Here is a 253-nt window from a genome sequence, read left to right on the forward strand (position 1 = left end):
GGGCCATCCGAAAACGGGCATCGCCCCGCCGTGGACCCGCTGTTTCGCACCGCCGCCCGCGCCCGAGGCGTGCGCGCCATCGGGGTGATTTTGTCCGGGATGCTCGACGACGGCACGTCCGGGCTTTCCGTTATCAAGCGCGAGGGCGGGCTCGCGGTTGTGCAGGACCCAGAAGAAGCGTTGTTCGCCAGTATGCCGAACAGCGCGCTCGAAAACGTCGCCGTGGACCACATCTTACCCGTCGCAGGTATCG

The 253-nt window shown here is 66.8% G+C and carries 1 protein-coding gene; it reads left to right on the forward strand.

The annotated features are described in order from the left end of the window. A partial coding sequence (locus AC1RQI_RS17360; RefSeq protein ID WP_481905854.1) for a chemotaxis protein CheB occupies positions 1–253 on the forward strand: 253 nt, incomplete at both ends.

The organism is Salicola sp. AFF1 (assembly GCF_056783195.1).